This is a genomic window from Nocardioides donggukensis (genome assembly GCF_014842875.1).
In the GTDB taxonomy this organism is placed as follows: Bacteria; Actinomycetota; Actinomycetes; order Propionibacteriales; family Nocardioidaceae; genus Nocardioides; species Nocardioides donggukensis.
Genome location: NZ_JACYXZ010000002.1, coordinates 320,448 through 343,020 on the forward strand (window position 1 = coordinate 320,448; position 22,573 = coordinate 343,020).

At 72.6% G+C, this 22,573-nt stretch carries 24 protein-coding genes; 14 read left to right on the plus strand and 10 right to left on the minus strand.

The window, feature by feature from the left end; all coding sequences use genetic code 11:
• The first annotated feature begins 153 nt into the window (after window positions 1–153).
• The 8 genes from kdd to IE331_RS07920 all read left to right on the plus strand — a co-directional run bounded on the left by kdd (window position 154) and on the right by IE331_RS07920 (window position 8,714).
• Complete coding sequence (gene kdd, locus IE331_RS07885; RefSeq protein WP_192142308.1) at window positions 154–1,209, plus strand: L-erythro-3,5-diaminohexanoate dehydrogenase; 1,056 nt, start codon at window positions 154–156, stop codon at window positions 1,207–1,209.
• Window positions 1,206–2,744 (plus strand): amidohydrolase, encoded by a 1,539-nt coding sequence (locus IE331_RS07890; protein WP_192142310.1) that lies wholly within the window; start codon window positions 1,206–1,208, stop codon window positions 2,742–2,744. The genes kdd and IE331_RS07890 overlap by 4 nt, the downstream gene beginning before the upstream one ends.
• Complete coding sequence (gene kamD, locus IE331_RS07895) at window positions 2,741–4,315, plus strand: lysine 5,6-aminomutase subunit alpha (RefSeq protein ID WP_192142312.1); 1,575 nt, start codon at window positions 2,741–2,743, stop codon at window positions 4,313–4,315. Before IE331_RS07890 ends, kamD begins: the two co-directional genes overlap by 4 nt.
• The gene (gene kamE, locus IE331_RS16955) at window positions 4,312–5,049 is read left to right on the plus strand and encodes a lysine 5,6-aminomutase subunit beta (RefSeq protein ID WP_192142314.1); all 738 of its coding nucleotides are present in this window, start codon (window positions 4,312–4,314) and stop codon (window positions 5,047–5,049) included. The genes kamD and kamE overlap by 4 nt, the downstream gene beginning before the upstream one ends.
• Window positions 5,049–5,435: a 3-aminobutyryl-CoA ammonia lyase gene (kal, locus tag IE331_RS07905; RefSeq protein ID WP_192142316.1), complete on the plus strand. Its 387-nt coding sequence runs from the start codon at window positions 5,049–5,051 to the stop codon at window positions 5,433–5,435. Before kamE ends, kal begins: the two co-directional genes overlap by 1 nt.
• A gap of 416 nt (window positions 5,436–5,851) precedes the next feature.
• A complete protein-coding gene (gene lnt / locus IE331_RS07910; RefSeq protein ID WP_201931407.1) occupies window positions 5,852–7,423 on the plus strand; it encodes an apolipoprotein N-acyltransferase in 1,572 nt (523 codons plus the stop codon).
• Window positions 7,420–8,184: a polyprenol monophosphomannose synthase gene (locus IE331_RS07915; RefSeq protein ID WP_192142320.1), complete on the plus strand. Its 765-nt coding sequence runs from the start codon at window positions 7,420–7,422 to the stop codon at window positions 8,182–8,184. Before lnt ends, IE331_RS07915 begins: the two co-directional genes overlap by 4 nt.
• Window positions 8,181–8,714 carry an FxsA family protein gene (locus IE331_RS07920; RefSeq protein ID WP_192142322.1) on the plus strand — a complete coding sequence of 178 codons (534 nt, stop codon included), beginning with the start codon at window positions 8,181–8,183 and terminating at the stop codon, window positions 8,712–8,714. The genes IE331_RS07915 and IE331_RS07920 overlap by 4 nt, the downstream gene beginning before the upstream one ends.
• 16 nt (window positions 8,715–8,730) lie before the next feature.
• Here the strand turns inward: IE331_RS07920 and IE331_RS07925 are convergent, their stop codons facing one another.
• The 3 genes from IE331_RS07925 to IE331_RS07935 form a co-directional block, all read right to left on the minus strand.
• On the minus strand, window positions 8,731–9,111 hold the full coding sequence (locus IE331_RS07925) for an RNA polymerase-binding protein RbpA (protein WP_192142324.1): 381 nt from the start codon (window positions 9,109–9,111) through the stop codon (window positions 8,731–8,733).
• A gap of 220 nt (window positions 9,112–9,331) precedes the next feature.
• Window positions 9,332–10,738, minus strand: coding sequence for an MFS transporter (locus tag IE331_RS07930; RefSeq protein ID WP_192142326.1), 1,407 nt, complete (start codon window positions 10,736–10,738; stop codon window positions 9,332–9,334).
• Between the two features lie 4 nt (window positions 10,739–10,742).
• Complete coding sequence (locus tag IE331_RS07935) at window positions 10,743–11,567, minus strand: glycerophosphodiester phosphodiesterase (RefSeq protein WP_201931408.1); 825 nt, start codon at window positions 11,565–11,567, stop codon at window positions 10,743–10,745.
• Between the two features lie 48 nt (window positions 11,568–11,615).
• Between IE331_RS07935 and IE331_RS07940 the strand changes: the two genes are divergently transcribed.
• Window positions 11,616–11,876 carry a TFIIB-type zinc ribbon-containing protein gene (locus tag IE331_RS07940; protein WP_192142330.1) on the plus strand — a complete coding sequence of 87 codons (261 nt, stop codon included), beginning with the start codon at window positions 11,616–11,618 and terminating at the stop codon, window positions 11,874–11,876.
• A 34-nt stretch (window positions 11,877–11,910) separates the two neighbouring features.
• Here IE331_RS07940 and IE331_RS07945 read toward each other — a convergent pair whose 3' ends face one another.
• On the minus strand, window positions 11,911–13,437 hold the full coding sequence (locus IE331_RS07945; RefSeq protein ID WP_192142332.1) for a UDP-N-acetylglucosamine 1-carboxyvinyltransferase: 1,527 nt from the start codon (window positions 13,435–13,437) through the stop codon (window positions 11,911–11,913).
• Between the two features lie 110 nt (window positions 13,438–13,547).
• Between IE331_RS07945 and IE331_RS07950 the strand changes: the two genes are divergently transcribed.
• The 3 genes from IE331_RS07950 (at window position 13,548) to IE331_RS07960 (ending at window position 16,344) form a co-directional block, all read left to right on the plus strand.
• The gene (locus IE331_RS07950) at window positions 13,548–14,564 is read left to right on the plus strand and encodes a zinc-dependent alcohol dehydrogenase family protein (RefSeq protein ID WP_192142334.1); all 1,017 of its coding nucleotides are present in this window, start codon (window positions 13,548–13,550) and stop codon (window positions 14,562–14,564) included.
• A gap of 32 nt (window positions 14,565–14,596) precedes the next feature.
• Window positions 14,597–15,142: a hemerythrin domain-containing protein gene (locus tag IE331_RS07955; protein WP_192142336.1), complete on the plus strand. Its 546-nt coding sequence runs from the start codon at window positions 14,597–14,599 to the stop codon at window positions 15,140–15,142.
• A 338-nt stretch (window positions 15,143–15,480) separates the two neighbouring features.
• On the plus strand, window positions 15,481–16,344 hold the full coding sequence (locus tag IE331_RS07960; RefSeq protein WP_192142338.1) for a putative protein N(5)-glutamine methyltransferase: 864 nt from the start codon (window positions 15,481–15,483) through the stop codon (window positions 16,342–16,344).
• Here IE331_RS07960 and IE331_RS07965 read toward each other — a convergent pair.
• The gene (locus tag IE331_RS07965) at window positions 16,271–16,813 is read right to left on the minus strand and encodes a hypothetical protein (RefSeq protein WP_192142340.1); all 543 of its coding nucleotides are present in this window, start codon (window positions 16,811–16,813) and stop codon (window positions 16,271–16,273) included. The genes IE331_RS07960 and IE331_RS07965 overlap by 74 nt on opposite strands.
• Window positions 16,814–16,883: 70 nt before the next feature.
• On the opposite strand from IE331_RS07965, the gene IE331_RS07970 reads away from it, so the two are divergent.
• Window positions 16,884–19,256, plus strand: coding sequence for an ATP-binding cassette domain-containing protein (locus IE331_RS07970; protein ID WP_192142342.1), 2,373 nt, complete (start codon window positions 16,884–16,886; stop codon window positions 19,254–19,256).
• Window positions 19,257–19,290: 34 nt separating this feature from the next.
• On the opposite strand, the gene IE331_RS07975 is transcribed toward IE331_RS07970, so the two are convergent.
• From IE331_RS07975 to IE331_RS16505, 3 genes are all read right to left on the minus strand, one after another.
• Window positions 19,291–19,533, minus strand: a complete 243-nt coding sequence (locus IE331_RS07975; protein WP_192142344.1) for a helix-turn-helix domain-containing protein — start codon at window positions 19,531–19,533, stop codon at window positions 19,291–19,293.
• Window positions 19,533–20,012 (minus strand): DUF2975 domain-containing protein, encoded by a 480-nt coding sequence (locus tag IE331_RS07980; RefSeq protein ID WP_192142346.1) that lies wholly within the window; start codon window positions 20,010–20,012, stop codon window positions 19,533–19,535. Before IE331_RS07980 ends, IE331_RS07975 begins: the two co-directional genes overlap by 1 nt.
• A 68-nt stretch (window positions 20,013–20,080) precedes the next feature.
• Window positions 20,081–20,581 (minus strand): sortase domain-containing protein, encoded by a 501-nt coding sequence (locus IE331_RS16505; RefSeq protein WP_201931417.1) that lies wholly within the window; start codon window positions 20,579–20,581, stop codon window positions 20,081–20,083.
• Window positions 20,582–20,950: 369 nt separating this feature from the next.
• On the opposite strand from IE331_RS16505, the gene IE331_RS07990 reads away from it, so the two are divergent.
• The gene (locus IE331_RS07990) at window positions 20,951–21,640 is read left to right on the plus strand and encodes a peptidylprolyl isomerase (protein WP_192142349.1); all 690 of its coding nucleotides are present in this window, start codon (window positions 20,951–20,953) and stop codon (window positions 21,638–21,640) included.
• Here IE331_RS07990 and IE331_RS07995 read toward each other — a convergent pair.
• Both IE331_RS07995 and IE331_RS08000 read right to left on the minus strand, forming a co-directional pair.
• On the minus strand, window positions 21,624–22,064 hold the full coding sequence (locus tag IE331_RS07995; protein ID WP_192142351.1) for an SRPBCC family protein: 441 nt from the start codon (window positions 22,062–22,064) through the stop codon (window positions 21,624–21,626). The two genes, IE331_RS07990 and IE331_RS07995, sit on opposite strands and share 17 nt — an antisense overlap.
• Window positions 22,061–22,519, minus strand: a complete 459-nt coding sequence (locus IE331_RS08000) for an OsmC family protein (RefSeq protein WP_192142354.1) — start codon at window positions 22,517–22,519, stop codon at window positions 22,061–22,063. The genes IE331_RS07995 and IE331_RS08000 overlap by 4 nt, the downstream gene beginning before the upstream one ends.
• Between the last annotated feature and the right edge of the window lie 54 nt (window positions 22,520–22,573).

Consider the following 22,573-nt stretch of genomic DNA (forward strand, 5'->3'; position numbering starts at 1 on the left):
GTTCCTCCAGCTCGGTGCGGGTACGGCGCTGCGGCGCGTCTGTTGTGTGACGTGGACCGCCTCTGCCAGAGTAGGAGAAGAACCTCCGGCCCGTCCAATGCCACGCCGGACGATTTCTTGTCGAACACCCGATTGCATGGAGGACAGGCGGACATGTCGGCCGAGAACAGTGATCCCACCGGCCTGCACCGGGTCGTCGGCGAACCCGGGGTGCTGCCCCAGGCCGCCGAGCGGCTGGACACCCGCCGCGAGCTGTGGCCCGACGAGGTGCGGATCCGGGTGGAGCGGCTCAACCTGGACGCCGCGTCGTACCGGCAGCTGGAGCGGACCCACGTCGACGGGGCCGCGATCCGGCAGGCGGTGCTCGACATCGTCGCCGCCCGCGGCAAGATGCAGAACCCCGAGACCGGGTCGGGCGGCATGCTCATCGGAACCGTCGAGGAGGTCGGCCCGGCCTCGCCGCTGGGCCTCTCGGTCGGCGACCGGGTCGCCACCCTGGTCTCGCTGACGCTCACCCCCCTCGTCGTCGAGGACGGCCTGGCCGGGTGGGACGGCCGGGGGGAGCAGGTCCCCGCCGACGGGTACGCCGTCCTGTTCGGCCGCTCGGTCGCGGCGGTGCTGCCGCCGGACCTGCCCGACGACCTGGCGCTGGCGGTCATGGACGTCTGTGGCGCGCCGGCGCTGACCCGGCGGGTGGTGACCGACCACCGCGTCCGTCAGCCCGGCACCAGCAACGGCCCGGTCGTCGCGGTGATCGGGGGTGGCGGCAAGTCCGGGTCCCTGTCGCTGGCGGCCGCCCGGGACGCGGGTGCCGCCCGCACCGTCGGCGTCGTGCCGACCGAGGAGGAGGCGCGTCGGCTGGAGAAGGCCGGCCTGGCCGACGCGGTGGTGGTGGCGGACGCGCGGGACCCGCTCGCGCTGCGCGACGCGGTCGCCGGCGCCGGTGGGCCCGCGGACGTCACCGTCGTCTGCGTCGACGTCCCCGGGTGCGAGGGCGGCGCGATCCTGGCCACCGCCGACCGCGGCACGATCGTGTTCTTCTCGATGGCCACCTCCTTCTCCGCGGCCGCACTGGGCGCCGAGGGGCTGGCCGCCGACGTCACCATGCTGGTCGGCAACGGCTACGCCCCCGGGCACGCCGACTACGCACTCGACCTGGTGCGTGCCCACGACGGGGTCCGCGAGCTGTTCGCCGGGAGGGACCGATGACCCGGCTGCTGCGCGGCGGGGTGATCCACACACCCGAGGGGCCCGCGACGGCGATGGCGGTCGCCGAGGGCCGGATCGTGTTCGTGGGCGACGAGGACCGTGCCGAGCGCTACACCGGGGCCGACGAGGTCGTCGACCTCGAGGGCCGCCTGGTGACACCGGCCTTCGTCGACGCCCACGCCCACCTGGTGCAGACCGGTGAGCAGCTCGGCGGGCTGGACCTCACCGGGTGCGGGGACCTCACCGAGGCACTCGACCGGGTCGCCGACCACGCCAGCAGGCACCCGGAGTCCGCGGTCGTGGTGGGCGCCGGGTGGGACGAGACCACCTGGCCGGACCCCACCCATCCCACCGCCGACCTGGTCGAGCGGGCCGCGCCGGGCCGACGGGTCTACCTGGCCCGCGTCGACGGGCACTCCGCGGTCGTCTCGCACGGCCTCCTCGCCGAGGCGCCGGGGGCCGAGGACTGCGCCGGCTGGTCCCCCGACGGGTGGGTGGACCGGGACGCCAAGCTGCGGGTCACCGACCGGCTGGGCAACCTGATCGGGCCGGGCGACCGGCTCGCCCACGCCCGCCTGGCGCTGCGCACGATGGCCGGCCTCGGCATCGCCGCGGTGCACGAGAACGCCGCCCCGCACATCGGGCCGGACTGGGAGATCGGGGTGGTGCGCGAGGCCGCCGCCGAGGTCGGCGTCCACGTCACGACGTACTGGGGCGCGCTGGCCTCCTACGAGGACGCGACCCGGCTCGGCGTCGCCGGGCTCGCGGGCGACCTCAACGCCGACGGAGCGGTCGGCTCCCGGACCGCGGCGCTGCGCCAGCCCTACCGGGACCAGGCCGGTCACTGCGGGCACGGGTTCCTCGATGCCGCGCAGGTGGCCGAGCACGTGGTCGGGTGCACCGAGCGCGGCATCCAGGCCGGCTTCCACTGCATCGGCGACGCCGCCCTCGACGAGGTCGGTGCGGGCTTCGCCCGGGCCGCGGAGCTCGTCGGCGCCGCGGCGATCCGGGCCCGCCGGCACCGGCTGGAGCACTGCGAGATGCCCTCGGAGGCGGTGGTGCGGACGCTCGCCGAGCTGGGGGTGGTGGCCAGCGTCCAGCCGATGTTCGACGACCTGTGGGGCGGGCCGGAGGCGATGTACGCCGAGCGGCTGGGGGAGCGCTGGCGGGTCGTCAACCCCTTCGGCGACCTGCACCGCGCCGGCCTGACGCTGGCGTTCGGCTCCGACAGCCCGGTCACGCCGCTGGACCCGTGGGGCGCGGTGCGGGCGGCCGTCAACCACCGCACGGCCGGGCAGGAGCTCGACTACGCGACCGCCCTGTTCGCGCACACCCGCGGCGGCTGGGCCGCGGCCGGCATCGACGACGCGGGGGTGCTGACCCCCGGCAGCCGCGCGTCGTACGCGATCTGGGACGCCACCGGGCTGCCGGACCCGGCCCGGGGCGCACCCTCGCCCGCCTGCCTGACCACGGTCGTCGACGGGCGCACCATCCACGCACAGCAGCGCAGCACACCGACCCCGGAGGACGCATGACCAGCAAGCTCGACCTCGACCCGGCAGCGGTCCGGGCCGCCCGGCGGCTCGCCGAGCGGGCCGGCGCACCGATCGTCGACCTGGCCCGCAGGCACACGACCGTGGCCGTGGAGCGGGCCACGCTGCGCCTGGCCGGGCTGACCGGCGCGGACAGCGACGGGATCCCGTGGGTGAACCGGCTGCTCGACTGCGTCCGCGCCGACCTCGCCGAGGACGGGGGCCTCCAGCACGGTGCCGCGCTCCCGGTCTGGGACGCGCTGCGCCGCGAGGGCATCGAGGACCTCTCGACGCTCGCCCAGAAGGCCTCCGCCGGGTCGGTGCGGTTCCGGCTGCCCGAGGGTGCCGACGCCGACGTCGCCCGGGCCGCGTCCCGCCGCCAGGTCGGCGCCGGCGTGGCGGCGCTCGACGCCCGCCGGGCCGAGCGGGAGCGCTTCGTCTCCGAGGTCGGCGACGCACCGGCCACGCCGTGGATCTACCTGATCGTGGCCACCGGCGACATCCACGAGGACATCCCGCAGGCACAGGCCGCGGCCCGGGCCGGGGCGGACGTGATCGCCGTCATCCGGTCCACGGGCCAGTCCCTGCTGGACTACGTCCCCGAGGGCGCCACCCGGGAGGGCTTCGCCGGCACCTACGCCACCCAGGAGAACTTCCGGCTGATGCGGGCGGCCCTCGACGAGTCGAGTCGCGAGCTGGGTCGCTACATCCGGCTCACGAACTACGCCAGCGGGCTGTGCATGCCGGAGATCGCCGTGCTCGCCGGCCTCGAGCGGCTCGACATGATGCTCAACGACTCGATGTACGGGATCCTCTTCCGCGACATCAACCCGGTCCGGACCTTCGTGGACCAGCGCCTGTCGCGTCAGATCCACGCCCGGGCCGGGATCATCATCAACACCGGCGAGGACAACTACCTCACGACCGCGGACGCCGTGGAGGCCGCGCACACGGTCACCACCAGCCAGCTGCTCAACGAGTACTTCGCCAAGGAGGCCGGACTCGCGGACTGGCAGCTCGGACTGGGGCACGCCTTCGAGATCGACCCCGACGTCCCCGACTCCTTCCGCATGGAGCTGGCACACGCGCTGCTGGCCCGCGAGCTGTTCCCCGACGCGCCGCTGAAGTGGATGCCGCCGACCAGGCACATGACCGGCGACGTGTTCCGCGGCAACCTGCTGGACGGGTTCTTCAACCTGGCGGGCGCGCTCACCGGACAGGGGATCCTGCTGGTCGGCATGATGACCGAGGCGGTGGTCACCCCCTGGCTCTCGGACCGGGACCTGGCGCTGCAGAACGTCCGCTACGTCATGAACGCCGCCGGGCGGCTGCACGAGGACTTCCACCCCAGCCCCGGCGGCTTCATCCACGAGCGGGCCCGCCAGGTGCTGGGGGAGTCCACCGCCCTCCTCGAGCGGATCATCGAGCATCCCGACGGCCTGCTCGACGCGATCGCCGACGGCACCTTCGGCCTGATGAAGCGGCCGGCCGACGCCGGCCGCGGTCTGGACGGGGTGGCCGAGAAGTCCGACCTGTACTACAACCCCGCGAGCGACATCCTGGAGGCACCGTGAGCATCGTCCGCCCCTACGGCGACACCACCGGCGACGGCATGGTGCAGCTCAGCTTCACGCTCCCGGTGCCGCACTCGAAGGTGGCCGAGGGCGCCGCGGCCCAGCTCGCCGGGAAGATGGGCATGGACCCGGCGCTGGTGGTGCACGCGAGGCCGATGGGCCCCGACTTCACCTTCTTCGTGGTCTACGGGCGCGTGCACCACCTGGTCGACACCGACCAGGTGGAGGTCGTCGAGCGCGACTACCCCCTGCTCACGCCCAAGGAGGTCAACGCCGCCGTCAAGGAGCGGCTGCGCAGGCGACTGGTGGTCGTCGGCGGGTGCATCGGGACCGACGCCCACACCGTCGGCATCGACGCGATCCTCAACATCAAGGGCTTCGCCGGCGAGAAGGGCCTGGAGTACTACCGCGAGCTCAAGGTCGTGAACCTCGGTGCCCAGGTCTCGGTGCCGCACCTCGTGGAGCGGGCCCGGGCCGAGGAGGCCGACGCGGTCCTGGTCTCCCAGGTGGTCACCCAGCGCGACACGCACCTGCTCAACACCCGGGAGATGGCGGCCGCCTTCCGCGAGGCCTACCCCGAGCACCGCCGCCCCCTGCTGGTCGTGGGGGGACCGCGCTTCGACGAGACCATGGCGGGGGAGCTCGGCGTGGACCGGGTCTTCGCCCGCGGCACCACGCCGGGCGAGGTGGCCAGCTTCCTGGTCGCACGGCTGACCGGACAGGAGGCGTCCTGATGACCGCCGAGATCGGCAGCACCGTGACCCACCGGCGCTACGTGCCCTACGCCCACGCCCACTACGCCGGGAACCTCGTGGACGGCGCCTACTCGCTGGCCCTCTTCGGGGACGTCGCGACCGAGCTGTGCATCCGCACCGACGGTGACGAGGGCCTGTTCGCCTCCTACTCGGACGTGCAGTTCGCCGCCCCGGTCCGGGCCGGCGACGTCCTCGAGATCACCGCGGAGGTCATCCGGGTGGGCCGCCGGTCCCGCGAGCTGCGCTTCGCGGTGCACGTCGTCGCCCGGGGCGCCGCCAGTCCGGAGCGGCCCGGGGCCGCAGCCGTGCTGGAGCCACCCCTGCTCGCGACCAGCGCGATCGGCACCGTGGTGGTGCCCGGCTGAGCCGGTCTGGACCGGTGCGGCCCGCGGGCCCGGCGTGTCGGCACGGACACGCCGAGCCGGCATGGATTCTGAGGGAAATCAGAGGAAGGTGCCGGCTCCCGGCGACCCGTCCTGACCTGCGCGAACGCGGGAACCGACTGGTCAGGACCGGGTTGACAGCGCGGCCGCGATTGGCGAGGGTGCCGGGGTCCGCTCGTGCAGGTCGTGGCGGCGGACCGATGTCCGAGTGGCCGGGTCGGCGGGTCGAGCACCACGATGCCGTCCGACGTGGTTCACGGAGTTCGGTCCCGCCTCCCGAGGGTGGACGCGGAAGGGGGTCCGGGCTCCGTAGACAACTTCCCGTCGCCGGTAGCCAGTCGTCGGCGGGTTGGTCCGAAGGGCTCGGAGCCCCTTCCGCGACTGCGTACTCTGGCCGCGTGCATCCCCGGTACCTGCCCAGCCCGGTCGGGCTGGTCGCGTTGGTCGCCGGCGTGGGTCTGGCCCTCACCTTCGAGCCCGTCGGGCTCGCCTTCCTGCTGCCCGTGGCGCTGGCCGGGTTCTTCTGGTGCGTCCGGGGCCGGTCGGCCCGGTCGGGGGCCGGCCTGGGCCTGGTCTTCGGCGCCGGGTTCGTGTTCACCCTGGTCCTCTGGCTGCGGGTCATCGGCTGGGACGCGCTGCTGGCGCTCGGGTCCTTCCAGACCCTCTACTTCGCCGCGCTCGGGGCCGGCCTGGCCCGGGTGTCGCGGCTGCGGTGGTGGCCCCTGTGGACCGCGGTCGTCTGGCTGGGCGTCGAGGTGGTGCGGGGGACCTGGCCCCTCGGCGGCTTCACCTGGGGGCGACTCGGCTTCGCGACCATCGACACGCCGTACGCCGGGTGGCTCCCCTGGGTGGGGGCGAACGGCACCGGTCTGGTCGTCGCCGGCTCGGGGGCCCTGCTGCTGTGGGCGGCGCTGTGGGTGCGCGAGCGGCCCCGCCCGGTCGCCGGCGTCCTGGCCGGCGGCACGGTGGCCGTGCTCGTCCCCGGACTGCTCGGGTCGGGACCCCTCGGGTGGGTGCTCGACGAGCGAGGGACGACGACCGTCGCGGTCGTCCAGGGCGACGTGCCCGGAGACGGTGACGACCTGCTCGCCTACAACCGGGAGGTCACCCAGAGCCATCTCGACCTCACCCGCGACCTCGGCGCCGACGTCGCCGCCGGCGTGGTGCCGCAGCCCGACCTGGTCCTGTGGCCGGAGAACTCCACCGCCGTCGACCCGTTCCGGGACCGGTCGCTGCGCGCCGGCATCGAGGCCGCCGTCGACGCTGTGGACGCGCCGGTCATGGTGGGCGCCATCGTGGACGCCCCCGACGAGAGCCAGGTCCTGAACCAGGGCATCGTCTTCCACCCCGGGACCGGCGCGGGGGACCGGTACACCAAGCGGCACCCGGTCGCGTTCGGCGAGTACATCCCCTTCCGGGCCGCCCTCGGCTCGCGGAACTTCGGCCGCCTCGACGTCATCCCCCGCGACATGCTCAGCGGCACCCGCACCACGCCGGTCCGGGTCGACGGCCTGCGGGTGGCCGGCTCGATCTGCTTCGACATCGCCTACGACGACGCGATCGCCGACCAGGTGCGGGGCGGTGCGGAGATCCTGACCGTGCAGACCTCGAACGCGCTGTTCATCCACACCGGTCAGATCGAGCAGCAGTTCGCGATCAGCCGGGTCCGGGCCCTGGAGACGGGCCGGACCGTGGTCGTGGCGGCCGTCAACGGCCGGAGTGGGGTCATCGGACCGGACGGCGAGGTGGTCGAGGGCATCGAGCCGCGCACGCGCTCGGTCCTGGTGCGGGAGGTCGGGCTCGTGGGGGGCACCCCGCCCTCCCAGGTCCTCGGGCCGTGGCTGGGCCGGATCGCCGTGCTGGTGGCCCTGATCGCCGTCGCGGCGGCAGGCACCACGCGCCGGCCCGCCCTCCCGTATCGTCGGCGCCGGACCGGACGAGCACAGGAGCACGAGGTGGGCGCACGATGAGCACCGGGCGACCGGGTGGGGCCGGCGGCAGCATCCTGATGGTGGTGCCGACCTACAACGAGGCCTCGAACCTGGCCTGGATCGTCGGCCGGCTGCGCGCCGCCGAGCCGGAGGTCGACGTCCTCGTCGTCGACGACGACTCTCCCGACGGCACCGGCAGGCTCGCGGACGAGCTGGCCGCGGACGACCCCGCCGTCCAGGTGCTGCACCGGAGCCGGAAGGAGGGCCTCGGCGCCGCCTACCTCGCGGGCTTCCGCGTCGCCCTCGAGGCCGGCTACGACGTCGTGGGGGAGATGGACGCCGACGGCTCGCACCAGCCCGAGCAGTTGCACCTCCTGCTGGACCGGCTGGCCGAGGCCGACCTCGTGATCGGCTCCCGGTGGGTGCCGGGCGGGTCGGTGGTGAACTGGCCGCGCTTCCGGCGGCTGCTCTCCCGGGGCGGGAACCTCTACGTCCGGATGCTGCTCGGGATCCCGGTGCGCGACGCCACCGCCGGCTTCCGGGTCTTCCGCCGCTCCGCCCTCGAGTCGATCGACCTCGACAGCGTGGAGTCGGCCGGGTACGTCTTCCAGACCGACCTGGCCCTGCGCGTCGTCCGGGCGGGGCTGAGGGTCGCGGAGGTGCCGATCGAGTTCGTGGAGCGTGAGCGCGGGGACTCCAAGATGACGCCGCAGGTGGCTGCCGAGTCCCTCCGACGGATCACCCGCTGGGGTGTCAGCGAGCGGGCCCACCGGCTCGTGGCGCGCTGGGGGCGACGATGAGCACGGGGTCGACGGGCACGGGTCGGGTCCGGCGGATCCCCGGCTGGCTGTTCGCACTGCTCTTCTTCGGGGTGCCCCTGCTCGAGATCGTCGCGCTGATCCAGGTCGGACAGGTGATCGGCCCGGGCTGGACGATCCTGCTGCTGGTCGCCGACAGCATCCTCGGGGCCTGGCTGATCAAGCGGGAGGGGGGCCGGGCGTTCCGGGCCCTCACCGAGGCGCTCTCGAGCGGCCGGATGCCGGCCCGGGAGCTGGCGGACGGGATCCTGATCCTCAGCGGCGGCATCCTCATGCTCACGCCCGGCTTCCTCACCGACCTGCTGGGCATCCTGCTGATCCTGCCGGTCACCCGCCCGGTCGCCCGCGGCCTGCTCACCCGGGTCGTCGCCGCCCGGCTGCTCGCGCCCCCGCCCGGTGGGATGTCTGGCCGAACGGGCCCCGACGCACGACGCCCCCGACCCGGCCCCGAGGGGCACGTGGTCGAGGGCGAGGTCGTCGACGACAGCGAGGACGACGAGGGGACGACGTAGTCGCCGCCCGCAGCGCTCAGGCGGTCGCCTTGCGCTTCTTGCCGCGGTGCAGGTGGGCCGGGCCGATCTCGCCACCGCGGAGCAGCTCGAGCCGCTCGGTGAGGATGTCCTCGAGCTCGTCCATCGACCGACGCTCCAGCAGCATGTCCCAGTGCGTGCGGGCCGGCTTCTCGGCCTTCTCCTCGGGGAGGATGCCGTCCACACTCAGCGACACAGCGCCGCAGCGCGGGCACTCCCAGTTCGCCGGGATGTCGGCCTCGACCGACATCGTGATCTCGAACTCGTGCCCCTGCGGGCAGGCGTAGCCGACCTGCTGCCGGGCCGCGAACTCGATGCCGCGCTCGTCCTCGAAGCTCTGGCCTCCCAGCCGGGCTCCGCGCAATGTCCGCTCTGCCATGGGCCACCTCCGGTTGCCGTGTGGTGTGTCTGTGTCAAGGGGACGGTCCAGACCATCCGTTATGACGCGAAGGCGGATCTGCCGCGCATCATTGTTCCAACGTACGCCCACGGTGGATGATTCCGTCCCGCGGCCGATGTGGCCCATCCCATAGCGGCCCCGGGCAACCCCGTGACGATCTGGGGGTACCCGATGCCGGGTCGGGCAAACCCCTCGGGGTCTAGATCACCGACGGGCGCTGGTTGCCGGCCTCCCTGATGCCGCGGGCGGTGTCGACCCGCAGCAGCAGCAGCCCGCCGATCACGAAGAAGCCGATCAGCGCGAAGATCGCCGGCCGGTAGGAGCCGGTCAGCTGGAAGACCAGGCCGAAGGTGAGCGTCCCGAACCACGACGTCCCCCGGTCCATCGCGTGGTAGAAGCTGAAGAACTCGCCCTCGCGCCCCTGGGGGATGAGCAGCGAGAAGTAGGAGCGGGCGAGCGCCTGGGTCCCGCCGAGCACGATGCCGATGGCCACGCCCAGCGCGTAGAACGGGAGCGCCTCACCGGCCGGGACCACCAGCGCCAGGGTCACGATCAGCATCCAGACGACCAGGCCGGTCAGGATCACCCGCTTCGCGCCGAACCGGTCCGCGGCCCGGCCGAAGACCAGGGCCCCGAAGAAGGCCACGAACTGGACCAGCAGGATCGTGGTGATCAGCGTCCCGGTCTCGAAGCCGAGCTCCTTCTCGCCGAAGGTGGAGGAGGACACGATCACGGTCTGGATGCCGTCGTTGAAGAACAGGTAGGCGAGCAGGAACGTCAGCGCCATCGGGTAGTTGCGCAGGTCCTTGAGCGTCGCCCAGAGCTGCCCGAAGCTCTGCTGGACGATGCCGCCGGACTCCGGGACGACGTGGGTCGGCGCCCGGTTCTGCAGCCGCAGGTAGGGGATGAACGTGAACGCCGCCCACCAGATCGCCGCCGACAGCATCGACAGGCGCACCGCCAGGCTGGTGTCGATGCCGAACGGCAGCAGCTGCACGACGGCCAGGTTGATCGCGAGCAGCAGGCCGCCGCCGAGGTAGCCCCACGCCCAGCCGCGTGAGGAGACCCGGTCGCGCTCCTCCTCGTCCGCGATCAGCGGCAGGATCGCGTCGTTGACCACGGTGGAGGCACCCAGGCACAGGTTGGCGCCGATCACCGCGATCGCGCCGATCTGCCAGTTGCCGTCGGTGCAGAAGAACAGCAGCGAGGCGAAGCCGGCGCCCACCCACGCGAACCCGGCCAGCATGCCCTTCTTGTTCGCGGTCCGGTCGGCCACCGCGCCCAGCAGGGGCAGGAGCACCGCCGAGAGGATCGTGGAGAAGGTGATGATGTAGGACGGCAGCGAGCCGGGTGCCACCGTGAGCCCGAGCACGCTCAGGTCCTCGCGGCACGGGTTGCCGGCCTCGCCCATGAAGCCGCACGCGGCCTGCTCGGCGACCGTGATCAGGTACGGCGCGAACAGCACCGTCGCGATCGTCGTGACGTAGGCGCTGTTCGCCCAGTCGTACCAGTACCAGGCCTTCTGCTCCCGGGCCCGGGCCAGTGGTCTCAGGTCGGCCACCCCACCGGGCCCCGCGGGTCCGGGTGCGTCAGCGTCGTCGGGCATCGGCTCAGTCCTCCCAGTGCCCGTCCGCCACGAGCACCGCCTTGAGTATGTCGGTGCGGTCGGTCATCAGGCCGTCGACGCCCCGCGCGATCAGCTCCCGCATCTCGTCCGCGTCGTCGACGGTCCAGACGTGGACGTGCTTGCCGGCGGCGTGCGCGCGGCGTACCAGGCCCGGCCCGACCACCCGGAGCCGGCCGCGCCGGTGCGGCACCTGGAGCGCGCTCACGCGGCGCCCGGTGAGCAGGTCGGCGAGCCGGCCGCTCGGGCTGAGCACGAACACGGCCACCTCCGCCGGGCTGGCCGAGGTGGCGACCCGACCCCCGGTGAGGCGGCGGAACCGGGTCAGGTGGGCCCGCCGGAAGGAGCCGACCAGGACCCGGTCGTGGGCGTCGCGGTCCTCGATGAACCGGGCCAGCAGGTCGACCGCCCCCGCGGCCTTCAGGTCGAGGTTGAAGCGCGTCTCCGGGAACGCGTCGAAGAGCTCGGCCAGCGTGGGCACCGACTCCCGACCGTCGACCAGCGCCTCCCGCACCTCGTCGTGCGTGAGCGCGGCGATCTCCCCGGCGCTGTCGGTGACCCGGTCGAGCACGGTGTCGTGGAAGGCCAGGAGGACCCCGTCGCGGGTGGCGTGCACGTCGGTCTCGAGGTAGGCGTAGCCGAGCTCGACCGCGTGCCGGAACGCCGCCATCGTGTTCTCCAGCCCCTCGAGACCGGGGTGGAAGGCGCCGCCCCGGTGCGCGAACGCGAGCACCCCCGGCGGGTCGTCGAGGTAGGGATGGCCCGTGCGTCGACGGCGCCGCGATTGCGGGTGGGCGTGGTGTCCTGACACGGGGCACATTCAACACGCAACCGGCGCCGGAAGGGGTACGGTCGAGACATGGACGCACTGGACTGCCCGCGCTGCGGCGCCGAGATGGTCACCCGATCCGTGGGGACCAGCCACGTGAACCAGTGCCCCGAGGGGCACGGTGTCTTCCTGGAGCGTGCCGAGCTGGGTGCGCTCGCGGACGCCGAGAACGGCTGGCACCGCGAGGACGGCCACCACACCGCGCCGCTGCCGCGGATCACCGCCGACATGGTGCCTCCGCCGCCGTCGCGCCCGCGCGCCTCCGCCTGGGTGGAGACGCTCTTCTCCTGATCGGCCGGCAGCGGGCCGCGCCCGACGCTTGGGCTCAGATGTCGCGGAAGGTCACGATGTTGGCGCCGAGCTCGTTGAGCCGCTCGGCGAGGTCCTCGTACCCACGGTGGATGACGTAGGTCGACCGGAGCACCGAGGTGCCCTTCGAGGCCATCATCGCGAGCAGGATCACCACGGCCGGCCGCAGCGCCGGGGGGCACACGATCTCGGTGCCGGACCAGTGCGTCGGGCCCTCGACCAGCACCCGGTGCGGGTCGAGCAGCTTGACCTGGCCGCCGAGCTTGGTGAGCTCGGTGAGGTAGATCGCCCGGTTCTCGTAGACCCAGTCGTGCAGCAGGGTCTGGCCCTCGGCGACGGCCGCGATCACGGCGAAGAACGGCAGGTTGTCGATGTTCAGGCCGGGGAACGGCATCGGGTGGATCTTGTCGAGCGGCGCCCGCAGCCGAGACTCGCGCGTCGTGACGTCCACCAGCCGGGTGCGCCCGTTCTCGGCGTCGTACTCCTCCGAGCGGGAGTAGTTGAAGCCCATCTCCTCCAGCGTCGCCAGCTCGATCTCGAGGAACTCGATCGGCACCCGCCGGATGGTGATCTCGGAGTTGGTCACGATCGCCGCGGCCAGCAGGGACATCGCCTCGATCGGGTCCTCGCTGGGGGCGTAGTCGACGTCGACGTCGATGTCGCGGACACCGGTGACGGTCAGCGTGGTGGTGCCGATGCCGTCGACGGTGACCCCGAGCCGCTGCAGGTAGAAGCAGAGGTCCTGGACCATGTAGTTCGACGAGGCGTTGCGGATCACGGTGGTGCCCGGGTGCAGCGCCGCGGCCATCAGCGCGTTCTCGGTGACGGTGTCGCCGCGCTCGGTGAGCACGATCGGACGGCCCGGCTCGATCGCCCGGTTCACCGAGGCGTGGTAGCTGCCCTCGGTGGCCTTGACGTCCAGGCCGAACGGCCGCAGAGCCGACATGTGCGGCTCGATGGTGCGGGTGCCGAGGTTGCAGCCCCCGGCGTACGGCAGGTCGAAGCTGTCCTCGCGGTGCAGGAGCGGACCGAGGAACATGATGATCGATCGGGTGCGCCGGGCGGCCTCCTCGTCGATGTTGACCAGGTCCAGCTCGGCGGGGGGCACGATCTCCAGGTCGTTGTTGCCGTTGAGCCAGCGGGTCTGCACGCCGATGCTGTCCAGGACCTCGAGGAGCCGGTTCACCTCCTCGATGCGGGCCACCTTGCGCAGGGTGGTGCGGCCCTTGTTCAGCAGGGAGGCGCACAGCAGGGCGACGCCCGCGTTCTTGGACGACTTCACGTCGATCGTGCCGGAGAGGGTGGTGGGACCGGTCACCCGCAGGTGGGTGGGCCCGGCGCCGAGCGCGACGATCTCGGAGTCGAGCGCGGCGCCGATGCGAGCCAGCATCTCGAGCGAGAGGTTCTGGTGCCCCTTCTCGATGCGGTTCACCGCGGACTGGCTGGTGCCCAGGAGGTCGGCCAGCTGCTGCTGCGTGAGGCTGCGGTGCTTGCGGGCGTCCCGGATCAGGTTGCCGATCCGACCGAGGTAGTCAGTGGTCATGGCGGACACGGTATCTCAGATATGAGATAGCGCAACCTCGGCGCGCGCCCGGAGGTCGGGGGAGGGGAGTGCCGCGGGTGGCTGCCCACCCGACTGCAAGGATGACACGCATGCGCGCCACCACCATCCATGCCGCCCGTGACATCCGCCTCTCCGACGTGCCCGACCCGCGGATCGACAAGCCCACCCAGGCGATCGTGAAGGTCGTGGCCGGCTGCGTCTGCGGATCCGACCTGTGGCCCTACCGGGGTGAGAACGACATCACCGCGGGGGACACGATCGGCCACGAGGCGGTCGGCGTGATCGAGGAGGTCGGCGCGGAGGTCCGCTCGTTCGCGCCCGGTGACTTCGTGGTGATCCCGTTCTGCCACGCCGACAACACCTGCCCGCACTGCCGGTTCGGGATGCACGCGGCCTGCGACAACCTCGGCTTCACCGCGAGCGGCCAGGCCGAGTACACGCTCGTCCACGAGGCCGAGGGCAGCCTGGTGAAGACCGACGGCATGCCCGACCCGGGGATGATCCCGTCCCTGCTGGCGCTCTCCGACGTGATGTCGACCGGCTGGCACGCGGCCGTCTCCGGCGGTGTGCAGAAGGGTGGCACCGCCGTGGTCGTCGGGGACGGCGCGGTCGGCCTGTGCGGGGTCCTGGCCGCCTCGCACATGGGCGCCGAGCGGGTGATCGCGATGTCCCGGCACGCCCCGCGCCAGGAGATCGCCCGCACCTTCGGCGCCACCGACATCGTCGAGGAGCGCGGCAAGGAGGGCGCTGAGCGGATCTTCGAGCTGACCGACGGCGTCGGGGCCGACGCCGTCCTCGAGTGCGTCGGCACGGACCAGGCCATGAAGACCGCCCTGCGGGTGGCGCGTCCCGGTGCCCGGGTCGGGTTCGTGGGCGTCCCGCACGGGATCGAGCTGCCGGTGCGGGCGATGTTCCAGCGCAACGTCGGCCTCGGCGGTGGCATGGCGCCGGTGCGTGCCTACCTGCCGCACCTGCTCGACCTGGTGCTCGACGGCGCGATCGACCCGGGTCCGGTCTTCGACCTGACCCTGCCGCTGGACCAGGTCGACGAGGCCTACCGGGCGATGGACGAGCGGCGCGCGGTCAAGGTGCTGCTGCAGCCCTGACGGTGCTTGTCGTGTCTGGCAGAGTGGCCGCCATGAGCGACTCCATCGACCTCGGCCGCCCCGTCTCCGGGGACGTCATCGACCTGATCCTCGAGGACCACCGGCGGTTCGAGGAGCTGCTCCGGCAGATGCGCGACGCCAGCGCCGACCGGGACGGCGCGCGCCGCGCGTTCTCCACCCTGCACGTGGCGCACGCCGGGGCCGAGGAGGAGCACGTGTACCCGGTGCTGCGCCGTCGGGACGCCATCTCCGACCACGACGCGGAGCACGGCCAGGAGGAGCACGCCGAGGGTCACGAGGCGCTGCTCGCGGTGCTGGAGCTGAAGGGCACCGACACGCAGTCCTACGAGGACGCCGTCGAGAAGCTGGCCACCGCGGTGAACCACCACCTGACCGAGGAGGAGCTCTCGATCCTCAACCCGGCCCGCGACGAGGTCGCGGAGCGCACCCGGCTCGAGCTGGGGGAGACGTTCGCCGCGGCCCGGAACCGGCTGGTCGACGAGGACTGCGGCACGCTCGAGAGCGTCCGGAGGATCGTCCGGGCGGCGAACCGCGAGGGTCTGCTCGACGAGGACTGAGCTCCCGTGTCGCGGCGCCTAGGCCAGGGCGTACGCCATCGGCGTCGACCCGGGCACCGGCGGCGGCACGCAGCCGCACTCGTCGGAGCAGGACAGGTACGTGTGCGTCCCGTGTCCGCACCCCGGGCACGGCATGTCGTGCGAGAGATGGGTCGATGTGCTCTCTGCGGTGTCCCACATGATGCTTCCTCCCGTCGAGTCTCGGCTCCACCTGTGAGGAGCGGAACGGTTCCGCCCTGGATACGAGTGACGCACGGGGAACGCGGCTCCGGGCGTTCCCTCACGCGGGATGGCCCGGAGTTGGCCAGAACTGACCAGTGCCGCCGCGCAACCGGGCCATGAGGCCGGACCGACCGGCCACGGGCCCGGGTGACGACGATCGGCTGGTCGCCCGACTGCGGGCGGCCGGCTGTGTCTTCGCCGAGGACGAGGCGCTCCTGCTGCGGCAGGAGGCGGGCCCGGATCCGGCACGGCTGGAGGAGCTCGTCGCCGCCCGGGTCGCGGGTCGGCCGCTGGAGGCGCTGCTCGGCTGGGCGGAGTTCTGGGGCGTCCGGGTGGTCGTCGAGCCCGGGGTCTTCGTGCCCCGACGCCGGACCGGGCTGGTGGTGGACGTGGCCCTCGACCGGCTGCGCGGGAGCGGACCGGGGGAGGTGGTGGTGGACCTGTGCTGCGGAGCGGGTGGGATCGGAGCGGCCCTGCTGTCCCGAAGGCCCGACCTCGACCTGCTGGCGGTGGACGTGGACGAGCAGGCGGTGCGGTGCGCCGCGCGCAACGTCGTACCGCTCGGTGGCCGGGTCGCGCGGGGCGACCTCTACGACGCCCTGCCGGAGAACCTGCGCGGTCGAGTGCGGGTGCTGGCCGTGAACGCGCCGTACGTGCCGACGGACGAGCTCTCGCTCCTCCCGCCGGAGGCCCGCCTGCACGAGCGCCGGGTCGCGCTCGACGGCGGCCCGGACGGGCTGGACGTGCAGCGCCGGGTGGTCCGTGGTGCCCCGGAGTGGCTGGCGCCGGGCGGCTGGCTGCTCGTGGAGACCGGCCGGGCGCAGGTGGAGGGCACCCTGGCGCTGCTCGCGGCAGCGGGGCTGGACGCCGGGGTCGCGCGGGACGACGCGCGGCACGCGACCGTCGTCAGCGGTCGTCGAAGTCCGGAGGGGAGTGGACCGGCACGTTCTCGTGGTCGCGCTGGCGGACCGCACGCTTGATCTGCTGCAGGTTGTTGCGGAGCAGGTCTGAGACCAGCTCGTCCATGCGCGGGTCGCCGAGCATCTCGATGAGCACCCGCAGCGTGGTCTCGGAGACCTCCGAGACGATCAGGTCGTAGCCGGGCAGCTTGCCGATCAGCCGGACGTTGGGGTCGTGCTTGACCTTCTCGGCGACCAGCCGCTTGAGCTCGTCGTGGTTCTCCACGAGCGCGGCCGAGATGTTGCGCGTGTAGTGGCCGGTCTGAATCACGTCGGCGACCTCGTCGAGCACCATGATCGTGATCGGGCGCTTGATCACCGAGATCACCCGCTCCCGGAGCCGGTTGATCTTGTGGATCGCCCACGGCGTGCGCAGCCCGCGGCGGACCAGGGCGCCGGTGAGCAGTGCGGAGAGGATCGTGAGCAGGAGCAGGGCGCCGAGGATCACCAGCACGAGCTCCGAGGTGTCGAGGTCGCGAAGCCAGGTCATCGGCACATCCTGTCGCACGGCCGCCGGGAACGGGGCTGCGCAACCCCTCGCGGCGTGGCACGATCTCGGCGTGCCCCGCCCGTCAGTCCCCGCCCCGGCCGCCGACCGTCACGACCTGATCCGCGTGCAGGGGGCCCGAGAGAACAACCTGCGCGACATCCACGTCGAGCTCCCGAAGCGCCGGCTCACGGTGTTCACCGGCGTGTCCGGCTCGGGGAAGAGCTCGCTGGTCTTCGGCACGATCGCGGCCGAGTCGCAGCGGCTGATCAACGAGACCTACAGCGCGTTCGTGCAGGGCTTCATGCCCACCCTCGCGCGGCCCGACGTCGACGTGCTGGAGGGGCTGACCACGGCGATCATCGTCGACCAGGAGCGGATGGGCGCCAACCCGCGCAGCACGGTCGGGACCGCGACCGACGCGAACGCGATGCTGCGGATCCTCTTCAGCCGGCTCGGCGAGCCGCACATCGGACCGCCGACGGCGTTCGCCTTCAACGTCCCGACCCGCACCGCGAGCGGGGTGATGCGGACCGAGAAGGGCGGCCGGGAGGAGAAGTCGGTGGTCCGGAACGCGGTCTACCAGGGAGGCATGTGCGCGCGGTGCGAGGGGATGGGGTCGGTCAGCGACTTCGACCTCACGGCGCTCTACGACGACAGCCTCTCGCTGGAGGGCGGCGCGCTGACCGTGCCCGGCTACAGCATGGACGGGTGGTACGGCCGGATCTTCCGGGGCGCCGGCCTCCCGATGGACAAGCCGATCGCGAAGTACACCCAGAAGCAGCTCCGGACGCTGCTGTACGCCGAGCCCACCAAGATCAAGGTGGACGGCATCAACCTCACCTACGAGGGCCTGATCCCGAAGATCCAGAAGTCGATGCTCTCCAAGGACGTCGAGGCGATGCAGCCGCACATCCGTCGCTTCGTGGAGCGGGCGATCACCTTCACGACCTGCCCGGACTGCGACGGCACCCGGCTCAGCGCCGAGGCGCTGTCCTCGAGGATCGGCGGGCGGAACATCGCGGACCTCTGCGCGATGCAGATCAGCGACCTCGCCGCATGGATCGGCGGGCTCTCCGAGCCGTCGGTGGCCCCGCTGCTCACGGGGCTGCGGCACCTGCTCGACTCCTTCACCGAGATCGGGCTCGGCTACCTCTCGCTGGATCGGCCGGCCGGCACGCTGTCCGGGGGCGAGGCCCAGCGCACGAAGATGATCCGGCACCTCGGCTCGTCGCTGACCGACGTCACCTACGTCTTCGACGAGCCCTCGATCGGCCTGCACCCGCACGACATCGAGCGGATGAACGACCTGTTGCTCCGGCTGCGCGACAAGGGCAACACGGTGCTCGTCGTCGAGCACAAGCCGGAGACGATCGCGATCGCCGACCACGTGGTCGACCTCGGTCCGGGCGCCGGCAGCGACGGCGGCACGGTCTGCTTCGAGGGCACCGTCGCCGGCCTGCGCGACAGCGGGACGACGACCGGCCGGCACCTCGACGACCGGGCCGCGCTCCGGGACCCGGTCCGGCAGCCGTCGGGCTCGATGGAGGTCCGTGGCGCGTCCACGCACAACCTCCGGGACGTCGACGTCGACCTCCCGCTGGGCGTGCTGTGCGTGCTCACCGGCGTGGCCGGCTCCGGCAAGAGCTCGCTCATCCACGGCTCGGTGGCGGACCGCGAGGGCGTGGTGGTGATCGACCAGGGTGCGATCCGGGGCTCGCGGCGCAGCAACCCGGCGACGTACACCGGCCTGCTGGACCCGATCCGCAAGGCCTTCGCGAAGGCGAACGGCGTGAAGCCGGGGCTGTTCAGCTCGAACTCCGACGGCGCCTGCCCGGCGTGCAACGGGGCCGGGGTGATCTTCACCGAGCTCGGGGTGATGGCGACGGTCGAGACGACGTGCGAGGAGTGCGAGGGCAGACGGTTCCAGGCCGGCGTCCTCGAGTACACCCTCGGCGGCCGGAACATCGCCGAGGTGCTGGCCCTGTCGGTGACCGAGGCGGAGCGGCTGTTCGGGGACGGCGAGGCGACGAACCCGGCGGCGCACCGGATCCTGCGCCGGCTGGCCGACGTGGGGCTGGGTTATGTCAAGCTGGGACAGCCGCTGACCACGCTCTCGGGAGGAGAGCGGCAACGGCTCAAGCTGGCCGCCAGGCTGGCCGAGAAGGGCAGCGTCTACGTCCTCGACGAGCCGACCAGCGGCCTGCACCTCGCCGACGTCGAGCAGCTGCTCGGGCTGCTGGACCGGCTGGTGGACGCCGGCACGTCGGTGATCGTCATCGAGCACCACCAGGCCGTCATGGCGCACGCGGACTGGATCATCGACCTCGGCCCGGGCGCCGGGCACGACGGCGGCCGGGTGGTATTCGAGGGCACGCCCGCCGACCTGGTCGCGGACCGGTCCACGCTCACGGGGCAGCACCTCGCGGCGTACGTCGGCGCCTGAGCGCCAGACTCGGGTATTGCGCCGATAACGTACATTATGTCAACTCACGCAGAGGTGCGTCCGGGGCGACCTCCTCCTCCACCCACTCCAGCAGGTCCCCCGGCTGGCACTCGAGCACCCGGCACATGGCCTCGAGGGTGCTGAACCGGACCGCCTTGGCGCGGCCGTTCTTGAGGACGGCGACGTTGGCCGGCGTGAGTCCGACCAGCTCGGCGAACTCGCCCACGCCCATCTTGCGTCGGGCGAGCTCCACGTCGATCCGCACCACGATCGGCATCAGATGACCGCCTCGAGGTCGGTGCGCAGGCTCGTGGCCTGCCGGAGCAGGGCCCGCATCACCACCATCAGCAGCACCACGACTCCCCCGGCCAGCACCATGCCGAAGAGCAGCACCGGGAGTCCCGGCCCGCGGATCAGCGCGGTGAAGTAGACGAAGACGACCACGAGCATCAGCCAGGCGGCCGCCATCGCCCAGACGATCGCGTCGACCCACGCGAAGGCGCCCTCGCTGAAGATGTGGTCCTCCCTGACCAGCGTGAGCAGGCGCCAGGTGCACACGATCACGACCTGCGCGCAGGCGAGCTCCAGGACCGCGAAGGTCAGCAGCGGCCACCGCAGGTAGGCCAGCTCGGGCTCCTGCTCGGCCATGTGGGCCAGCTGCCCGGGCATGCTGAGCAGCTGGGCGACGACCAGGCCGAGGAAGAGCAGTGCCAACAGCGCCCGGAGCGGCACGACCACTCGATTGACGAGTCTCATACATCGACAATGGCCGGATATCTATCGATTGTCAATGGCTCGCCGGCTATGACCACTCCTCGACGAGCTCAGCCGGCGATCGGACGGCTGCGCCGCAGGACCCCGATCTTGTCGATCCGGTGCTCGGGGTTGCCGAACCGGTCCGACCAGGTGTTCCCCGCGGCCCGGTCCTCGGGGGTGGCGCACGTGGAGAGCGTGATCATCGCCCGCGTCGGACGGGCGCCCGGACGGCCCGGCACGGCGGCGCGCTGGGCGCGCAGCGACGCCGGCGACCGGAACGACGTACGCCGGGTCGAGACGATCTCGTAGGTGTAGCGCACCCCGCCGGCGACCAGGTTGACCCGGTCGCCCCGCTGCAGGCGCGGCAGCTCGAGGAAGGCCTGCGTCGAGGACAGGCGGTGCGCGGTCACCTGGTAGTTGCCGATTCCGCCCGGTCCGGTGCCGCCGCGCGGCCCGTGCGGGCTGGCGGCCACCCCGCGGTCCTGGATCGCGGTGCCCGGTGCGTCGTCGGTGAAGCCGCGGTACGGCACGACCGGCAGGTCGGTGATCCCCAGACGAGGGACGGCCAAAGAGGCCCGGACCGGCCTCCCGGACGACGGCTTCGGCCCGGGAGGCTCCGCGGGGGCCGACGTCGAGGGCGAGGGGGCGGCCTTCGACGGGGACGGGGAGCTCGGCGGGGCGCTGGACGGGGACCGCGACGGGGTGGACGGCGCCGATGCTGCGTCCGATTCCGGTTCCGATGCTGGGTCCGGTGCGGCTGCGCCCCCACAGCCGACCAGCAGGGCCCCCAGGATGAGCCCCGTGAGGAGTCCCGCCTGCGCGCGGACCACGAGGCCGGTGCGCCGGGTCGTCAGCATCAGTCCAGCGTACGTGGCGCCCCGCGGCATCTGCGGGACTCGCCGGGCGTCACCCATCGGGGCCCGGCTACCATCCCCCGCATGCTGACTCGTGCCCTGCCGGCCGCTGCCGCGGCCCTCCTGCTGCTGTTCTCCGCCTGCTCGGAGGACTCCTCCGACGACGTCACCGCGAGCGACGCCGCGACCTCGGAGGGTGCGGAGTCCGGGGAGGCCGGCGACACCGCCTGCGACTACCCCGAGGACGGCCGCCCCGCCGCCAAGGAGGTCTCCCCTCCCCCCGCCGAGCCGACCGAGACCGGCAGCACCGAGGTCGCCATCGAGACCAGCGTCGGCGACATCGACGCCACCCTCGACGGCGCCGCCACCCCGTGCACGGTGAACTCGTTCCTGTCCCTGGCCGAGCAGGACTACTTCGACGGCACCGACTGCCACCGGCTCACCGAGGGCGGCCTCTCCGTGCTCCAGTGCGGCGACCCGACCGGCACCGGCGGCGGCGGGCCGGGGTACTCCTTCGAGGACGAGCTCACCGGCGAGGAGAGCTACCCGGCCGGCACCCTGGCGATGGCCAACGCCGGCCCGGGCACGAACGGCTCCCAGTTCTTCATCGTGTACGGCGACTCGCAGCTGCCGCCGTCCTACACCGTCTTCGGCAGCGTCGACGACGAGGCGGTGGACCTGGTGACCGAGGTGGCGAAGAAGGGCTCCGACGGCTCCTACCCCGACGGCAGCGGGGTCCCCAACGAGCAGGTGACGATCACGGACGTCGGCTGAGCACCGCGCTGAGCCGACGCAGGTCCTTGGTCGTGGCCCGGCGCATCGCCGCGGCCATGACCGGGGCGGCCACCTTGGAGAAGCCGGCCGGCTCCCCCGTGTTGCGCAGCGTCATCCGGGTGCCGCCCGGGACCGGCTCCCAGGTGTAGGTGGTCTGCATCGGGAACGGACCCTCCGCGGTGCGCATCACCAGCCGCTCGCCGGGCACCAGCTCGACCACCTCGTAGGTGTAGGCGATCCGCCGCCCGAGGAAGTGGGCGACGAAGTCCATCCGAGAGCCGACCCGGACCGGCGGCTCGGTGCGCCAGACCACGCTCCGGATGTTGACGTACCACTCCGGCGCGTTGCCGGGGTCCCCGGCGTAGGCGGCCACCTCGGCGACGGGGCGCGGGATCACGGTCTCCACCAGGACGTCGACGCTCACGACGAGCCCTCGCGTGCCTGGGGGTCAGCGCCGGCGTCGGTGAAGACGACCGGCTCCCCGATCGCCACGGTCCGGCTGACCGTGCACAGCCGGTCCCGGGTCTGGGCCAGTGCCCGGGGCATCGCCGCCCGCGCCCGGTCGCCGTCGTCCCCGTCCGGGAAGGCGACGTCGAAGGAGACCCTGAGGTCGACGAGGTGGTTGCCCCGGGCGTCCCGGACCTTCTCCCCGGAGCAGTGCACCGCGAACGACTCCGGCTCGGACCGCTTCACCGTGATCAGGTCCACGTCGACGGCGCTGCAGCCGGCGATGGCGGCCAGCAGCAGCTCGACCGGGGTGAAGTCCGAGTCGTCGCCGCTGCCCACGGGCAGCTCGCCGCCGCGGGCGTTCGTGGCCAGGTAGCGCCCCTTCGCGGTGCGGACCAGGTCGATGCTGCGGTGCGGCTCGCGTTCGTCCATGGGTCGAGCGTATCCGCGCGCGCCGGGTCCTCGATTTGTGTGTGCGTGGCAGGC

Coding starts and splice junctions, on each gene's coding strand:
- kdd (WP_192142308.1), top strand. CDS start 154: ATGTCGGCCGAGAACAGTGATCCCACCGGCCTGCACCGGGTCGTCGGC.
- IE331_RS07890 (WP_192142310.1), top strand. CDS start 1,206: ATGACCCGGCTGCTGCGCGGCGGGGTGATCCACACACCCGAGGGGCCC.
- kamD (WP_192142312.1), top strand. CDS start 2,741: ATGACCAGCAAGCTCGACCTCGACCCGGCAGCGGTCCGGGCCGCCCGG.
- kal (WP_192142316.1), top strand. CDS start 5,049: ATGACCGCCGAGATCGGCAGCACCGTGACCCACCGGCGCTACGTGCCC.
- IE331_RS07915 (WP_192142320.1), top strand. CDS start 7,420: ATGAGCACCGGGCGACCGGGTGGGGCCGGCGGCAGCATCCTGATGGTG.
- IE331_RS07920 (WP_192142322.1), top strand. CDS start 8,181: ATGAGCACGGGGTCGACGGGCACGGGTCGGGTCCGGCGGATCCCCGGC.
- IE331_RS07925 (WP_192142324.1), bottom strand. CDS start 9,111: ATGGCAGAGCGGACATTGCGCGGAGCCCGGCTGGGAGGCCAGAGCTTC.
- IE331_RS07930 (WP_192142326.1), bottom strand. CDS start 10,738: ATGCCCGACGACGCTGACGCACCCGGACCCGCGGGGCCCGGTGGGGTG.
- IE331_RS07940 (WP_192142330.1), top strand. CDS start 11,616: ATGGACGCACTGGACTGCCCGCGCTGCGGCGCCGAGATGGTCACCCGA.
- IE331_RS07945 (WP_192142332.1), bottom strand. CDS start 13,437: ATGACCACTGACTACCTCGGTCGGATCGGCAACCTGATCCGGGACGCC.
- IE331_RS07950 (WP_192142334.1), top strand. CDS start 13,548: ATGCGCGCCACCACCATCCATGCCGCCCGTGACATCCGCCTCTCCGAC.
- IE331_RS07955 (WP_192142336.1), top strand. CDS start 14,597: ATGAGCGACTCCATCGACCTCGGCCGCCCCGTCTCCGGGGACGTCATC.
- IE331_RS07960 (WP_192142338.1), top strand. CDS start 15,481: ATGAGGCCGGACCGACCGGCCACGGGCCCGGGTGACGACGATCGGCTG.
- IE331_RS07965 (WP_192142340.1), bottom strand. CDS start 16,813: ATGACCTGGCTTCGCGACCTCGACACCTCGGAGCTCGTGCTGGTGATC.
- IE331_RS07975 (WP_192142344.1), bottom strand. CDS start 19,533: ATGCCGATCGTGGTGCGGATCGACGTGGAGCTCGCCCGACGCAAGATG.
- IE331_RS07980 (WP_192142346.1), bottom strand. CDS start 20,012: ATGAGACTCGTCAATCGAGTGGTCGTGCCGCTCCGGGCGCTGTTGGCA.
- IE331_RS07990 (WP_192142349.1), top strand. CDS start 20,951: ATGCTGACTCGTGCCCTGCCGGCCGCTGCCGCGGCCCTCCTGCTGCTG.
- IE331_RS08000 (WP_192142354.1), bottom strand. CDS start 22,519: ATGGACGAACGCGAGCCGCACCGCAGCATCGACCTGGTCCGCACCGCG.